This window comes from Rhodothermales bacterium (assembly GCA_034439735.1).
Lineage (GTDB): Bacteria > Bacteroidota > Rhodothermia > Rhodothermales > JAHQVL01 > JAWKNW01.
The window spans coordinates 1-3,850 of record JAWXAX010000012.1; the positions used below are offsets into that span (position 1 = coordinate 1).

Genomic DNA, 3,850 nt, shown 5'->3' on the forward strand with positions numbered 1-3,850 from the left:
CGGCGCGCGCCGTAACCGATCAAGAGGTGTAGCCGATGACCGTACTCTACTTTCTCGTGCCGCTGGCGCTGCTTCTGGCGGGTGCGAGCGTGCTGGCCTTCTGGTGGGCCAGTTCGAACGGGCAATTCGACGATGTACACACCCCGGCGCTCCGTGTCCTCATGGATGATGCGCCGACCCCTCCTTCACCCCCAACGATTCCATCATGAGCTCTGATATCCGACTGATTGCGCCTGTGAACGACGGCTTTGCCGATGCCGGCGCCGCGATCTTTTCCTGGAGCGCCTCCGCGCATGCCGATATGTATCGGCTACAGGTAGCCCGCGACAGTGCGTTCCTGGATGTGGTGTTCGATGCGCGTATTCCGCGGACGGACACGTTTACGCTGTTCAACGCCCTGCGCCCGCGCCAGGAAGCCTACCACTGGCGGCTGCAGCTGGTCCGAGCCGGAAGTGAAGGGTGGAGCGAAGCCGCCACCTTCCGCGCCGTGTCCGATGTACAGACCGCTGCACAGACCGCTGCACAGACGAAGCGGGCCGCGGGCATGGCCGCGCATCCTCGACCGGCCGGAAACGGTGCGCCGACAAGCCGTCCCGTGGCGGCGCGTCACGTCGTCCAGGAGGGTGCACCGGCACCCTATCTGACGGAGACGACCCCGGCCGGCATGGCGACGACCGTCCTGGTCATTACGATCGTGATGCTCGTCGTCATCGGGTGGTTCGTTTCGATGGGGCGGATCTGGGGATGAGCGCCGGACGCCGTGATGAGTTCGTAGGCAGGCACCTTGATTCCGGGGGATGGGGTCACGCGGCGGCGGGCACCACCTCGGCGAGTTGTTCCTTGAGCCACGTGCGAAGTGCCTCGCAATCGATCGTATTGGTTCCGGGCTGGCTGTTGTCGGCCTTCCATGCCTGGTAGTCAATCTGCCGTGCGAGGGGGCTGCCTGTCAGCTTGTTGTCGGTTACGACTCCCGCGCAGGGCGCCGCATCCGGCAGGGTCGTTTCGGAGACGGCATCGGCCGAGCAGGGCGTGTAGCCGAGGCTGAGCAGCAGATACCGCACGAGCATCGCTTCGTCTTCGTTGGATAACTTGACCGCGACGCGAGGTCTCGCGGCGGCGTCGCCAACTGGCGCGGCGGTTTCAGAGTTAGCACTCGGCGTCCCGAGGATGTAGGACGCCAGCTCGTCCACCTTGGCCGGCAGACCCACGATCATCTCTCCGAGTTCTTTTTCGGACAGACGCGCATGCGGCATCAGCCGGAATGACTCGACGAGCACATGTGTCGTCCCGCTATGCCCGATGGCTGCAACCTTCACGAGCAGGTTGGCGCTGCGAACAAGGTTGCCCAGGGTTCCGAAGACGACATCGGGCTTGTCGTGGTGAAACTCGATCGCGTGTACGAGCGAGTCCGGCAGCCGCCACTGACGTCCGACGATTCCCCCAATCATGGCATGCGTGTGGCCGGCGTGGAGCTGTTCGAGTTGATGCAGTGGACTATCAGAATGCGCCGCTTCGGCGAGCAGCTGGCCGTATGCTTCGCTGCTATGGTAGAGCATGACGAGCTTTCCAAAGTCGTGTAACAGCCCACAGGTGAAGGCCTCCTCCGCGTACGGCATGCCGGTGCAGGTGGCCACAAAGCGGGCAGCGATGGCGACGGCGACGGAGTGTTTCCAGAATCGGTCGTCGCCTCCGGGCCAGGCCACGCGGGTGGCCGCCTTCAGGCTGCGCATCGCATCAACCATGACGATATTGATCACTACATCTCGCCCCAGCATCACCAGAGCGCGGGAAAGGTCGGTGATCGGCCGGCGAACCCCGTGGCGCGAAGAATTGGAGTGTTTGATGAGCGCGCTGCTCAACGACGCATCTGTCGCGATCACACGCGAGATGGCGCCAAAATCAATGGGCACCTGACGCGCGAGCTTGAGCACTTTGAACGCCAGAAGAGGAGGCGAGGGGATGGCACCGGTAATCGCTTGCATCGGGTCTATGACACGAATCCGTACACAGGGAGAGAGGACTCACCTACGTATCGGCGAACGCATCTCGGAGGGAAAGGGTTGACGCTATTTCTAGCCAACGTACCGCCTCGCCCATCTCGCGGAACACCTCTTTTTCCCCATGGCAACGCTTGGTTTGGGCAAGAATAGCACGCGCGAAGGTGTAGTCGATAAAGCGAGGGGCGACGACGGCGACCCGCCCCACGAGGCCGGTTGTGGGCGGCCGGCGACGCGCGAGCTTGACCAGGTTCATCATATCCGGCCAGTCGACCACCAACTCCGAAATGTCCCGACCATCCCAGAATTGATGGTAGGACGTCAGGCAATGTGGATCGCGCCAGATGGTATCGAGCGTCGAGATGATATCTTCGCCCGATACGAGACCAGAAAGCCGAAGGTGGACGATGCCTTCCTTTTTCATTACTTGATTCGCGATCGCCATAACTATGGATTGGCCGATGTCGAGAGAGGGTGTCTGGACATCTTCAGGAAGTGCTGTTGTAGATGTCCATTCCTGCTTCACAAGGGGTAGACCAATCCAGTATTCCGGGCGTTCTGGCCCTTTGTTGTGCGTAAAAATGCAACGTATGCCGCGAAATGGGTCACAAGATCGGACGTATCCAGACGAGGAACCACCGGCCGGTGCGGTGGGGTCAATGGTGCCCGCCGAGGCTTCGGAGGACGGTCATGATCCCCAGTGCGATGAGCAGGAGGCCAGTGGCCAGGTTGATGCGCTGGCGCCAGTAGGGTTTGATGAACTGGCCGGCCCAGGCCAGGCCAAACAGCGCTGGCAGCGTCCCGATGCCAAATAGCGCCATGGTGAGCGCGCCGTGCCAGGCGCTGCCCGCGGCGCCGGCCTTGAGCAACATGGCGTAGACGAGCGGGCAGGGCAACAGGCCGTTCATCACCCCGACACTCAGCGCCCCCGATGCGCCGCCACGTTCGAACAATCGCTTGAGCGTCTTACCAAGCCACCCTGTGGCCTTCGCGATCAGCCGGCCGCCGGCCAGCCCGCGTTGCCCGAAGAGGTAGGCCACTCCAGCGACGATCAGCAACCCGCCCAAGACCATCCCCAGCAACTGTTGCCCCCCCATGAGGTGATGCATCACAGCCCCGCCGCCGCCAACCAGCAGGCCGAGGACGGCGTAGCTGAAGGTCTTCCCGATCCCATACAGCCCCATGCGCAGCGTGCGGGGGCCGGCATCCGGGGAGAGATGGGCGATCATGAGCGGAAACCCGCCGCACATCCCGATGCAGTGCGCACTCCCGAGCACGCCGGCCAATACGATGAGCAGCACGTCGGTCATGGAGCCGGCGAACAGGAGTCGGAGCGGTCCACGCCGGCGACGCGGACCAGCCGATCCAACCGCAGCGGCGCCTGGTCAGGGTAGGCCTCTAGAACTACGAATTCCTCCGCGCCCCGCGCGTACACGTCCAGGACGCGGGTGTCCAGATGCAGCGCCTCGCCGGCGTCGTTCAGGTAAACGACCGCGCAGGGGCGGCCGAGGACGGCCTGGGCCTCAAGGATGTCGTGGAAGCCGCAGTCGATGGGGATATAGGGTGTGGAATCCATGGCTGATGCTCTGATTGGTGCACGTACTCGCCGGTAACCGAATGGTTGCCCCGGCCGGCCGTTCGGGAGACGCTGCAAGCGCGACGAGTCCAGAGCATCCTTTCTTGCCCAACTCACACGGACCCATTCTGTGTTGCGCGCACCCACGATCCTGTTTCTCGTGATTCTTTCGGCGCCCGGCTGCTCCCGGGAGCAGCCCGTGGGCGTCCTCGCGCCGGCCCCACCAGCACAGCAGAATTTGAGCCGGAAGTCGGCCTTTGAACACGGTGACTACCGC

6 protein-coding genes are annotated in these 3,850 nt (G+C 63.3%); 2 read left to right on the plus strand and 4 right to left on the minus strand.

The window, feature by feature from the left end:
* The first annotated feature begins 35 nt into the window (after positions 1 to 35).
* On the plus strand, positions 36 to 209 hold the full coding sequence (gene ccoS, locus SH809_00515) for a cbb3-type cytochrome oxidase assembly protein CcoS (GenBank protein ID MDZ4698158.1): 174 nt from the start codon (positions 36 to 38) through the stop codon (positions 207 to 209).
* Entirely contained in the window at positions 206 to 748 is a 543-nt protein-coding gene (locus tag SH809_00520) for a hypothetical protein (GenBank protein ID MDZ4698159.1), read from the plus strand. The genes ccoS and SH809_00520 overlap by 4 nt, the downstream gene beginning before the upstream one ends.
* 55 nt (positions 749 to 803) lie before the next feature.
* Here SH809_00520 and SH809_00525 read toward each other — a convergent pair whose 3' ends face one another.
* The 4 genes from SH809_00525 to SH809_00540 form a co-directional block, all read right to left on the minus strand.
* The gene (locus SH809_00525) at positions 804 to 1,982 is read right to left on the minus strand and encodes an HDOD domain-containing protein (GenBank protein MDZ4698160.1); all 1,179 of its coding nucleotides are present in this window, start codon (positions 1,980 to 1,982) and stop codon (positions 804 to 806) included.
* A gap of 43 nt (positions 1,983 to 2,025) precedes the next feature.
* The gene (locus tag SH809_00530) at positions 2,026 to 2,442 is read right to left on the minus strand and encodes a hypothetical protein (GenBank protein ID MDZ4698161.1); all 417 of its coding nucleotides are present in this window, start codon (positions 2,440 to 2,442) and stop codon (positions 2,026 to 2,028) included.
* A 211-nt stretch (positions 2,443 to 2,653) separates the two neighbouring features.
* Positions 2,654 to 3,307 (minus strand): sulfite exporter TauE/SafE family protein, encoded by a 654-nt coding sequence (locus SH809_00535; protein MDZ4698162.1) that lies wholly within the window; start codon positions 3,305 to 3,307, stop codon positions 2,654 to 2,656.
* Positions 3,304 to 3,573 (minus strand): hypothetical protein, encoded by a 270-nt coding sequence (locus tag SH809_00540; GenBank protein MDZ4698163.1) that lies wholly within the window; start codon positions 3,571 to 3,573, stop codon positions 3,304 to 3,306. Before SH809_00540 ends, SH809_00535 begins: the two co-directional genes overlap by 4 nt.
* Positions 3,574 to 3,850: the final 277 nt, after the last annotated feature.